Source organism: Streptomyces sp. NPDC059456 (assembly GCF_042750055.1).
Classification (GTDB): domain Bacteria; phylum Actinomycetota; class Actinomycetes; order Streptomycetales; family Streptomycetaceae; genus Streptomyces.
Genome location: NZ_JBHYVA010001110.1, coordinates 1 through 1,389 on the forward strand (window position 1 = coordinate 1; position 1,389 = coordinate 1,389).

Genomic DNA, 1,389 nt, shown 5'->3' on the forward strand with positions numbered 1-1,389 from the left:
CCGAGGGATTCGACGCGCTGGTGCGCGCGCGCGCCCCCGACCCGCTCGACCCGGAGCGGGGACCGCTGGCCCGGTTCACCCTGATCCGGCCGGGCGGGCAGGACCCGGTACTCCTGCTGGCGGTCCATCACATCGCCGCCGACCTGTGGTCGCTCGGCCTGCTTCTCGCCCAGCTGGGCGACCGGTACCGTGAGCTGGCGGACGGCGCCACCGACACTCCGGCGCCCGCGCCGGGCATGTCCGAGGTGGTCGCCGCCGAACACCGGCTCCTGACCGGGCCTGCGGGCGCGCGGATGCGCAACGAGTGGATCGACCTGCTGGCCGACACCGCGGACAGCGCGCTACGCCTGCCCCTGGACCGTCCACGCCCTCCGACGCGCACGTGGTCCGGCTCCCTGCTCCGGCTGCCGTTCGGCACGGGCCTGAGCGAGCAGGTCCGGGGCACCGCGCGCCGGCTGGGCACCACGCCGTTCGTGGTGCTGCTCAGCTGCTACGCGGTCCTGCTGGCGCGGCTGTCCGGCGAACGCCGGTTCGTGGTGGGCGTGCCGACCGCGGTCCGCCCCGACGCCCGCTCCGGCCAGGTGGTGGGGTACTGCGTGAACACCCTGCCGGTACCGATGGAGGTACCGGTGGACGGTTCGTTCGCAGGGCTGGTCCGCGACACCGCCGTCCGCTTCCGGCGCGCCCTGGCCGCCCGGCAGTACCCTCTGCCGCTCATTGCCGCAGCGGTCCGGCCGGCCCGGGATGCCGCCCGGGGGCCGTTGTTCACCACCATGTTCGGCTGGACCGCCACACCACCGGGCGCTCCGGACGGCCTGTCCGCGCTCGCCGAGGAGATCGCCGGCCGCGAGTGCCGGGTGGGCGGTCTCGTGCTGGAGGCCGTACCGCTGCCCCACGCCGCCGCTCTGGCCGACCTCGATGTCAGCGTTGCGGAATCCGACGGCGAACTGACCCTGGTGCTGCGGTACGCCACCGAGGTGCTGGACGGCGCCACCGCGGAGGAACTGGGCGGGCGGCTGTTGCGGGTGGCCGCGGCAGCGGCGATGGACGACGAGACCCCGATCGCCGGCCTGACCGTCCTGTCGGACGCGGAGCGTGCGCGTCTGGACGAACTCACCGCGGGCCGCGGCCCCCGGCCCGAGCCGTCCCGCACCATGATCGACTACTTCGCGGACAGCTGCGCCTCCCACCCCGAAGCCCCGGCGGTCGTCTCCGGCGCGGGCACGGTCACCTACGCCGAACTGGCCGCCGAGGTCGCCGCGGCCGCGGCCCGGCTCGGGGGCGGGGGCGGGGCCCGCGGCCGCCCCGACGTCGGATTGGGGGGGGTGGTGGGGGAGGGGAGCGGCCCCCGCGGGGGCGCCCCGCCGCCCCCCCCCCGCTCGGGGTCGG

The 1,389-nt window shown here is 76.7% G+C and carries 1 protein-coding gene; it reads left to right on the forward strand.

Annotation, left to right across the window (positions count from 1 at the left end; genetic code table 11):
* A partial coding sequence (locus tag ACFXA3_RS42540) for a condensation domain-containing protein (protein WP_385196904.1) occupies nt 1–1,389 on the forward strand: 1,389 nt, incomplete at both ends.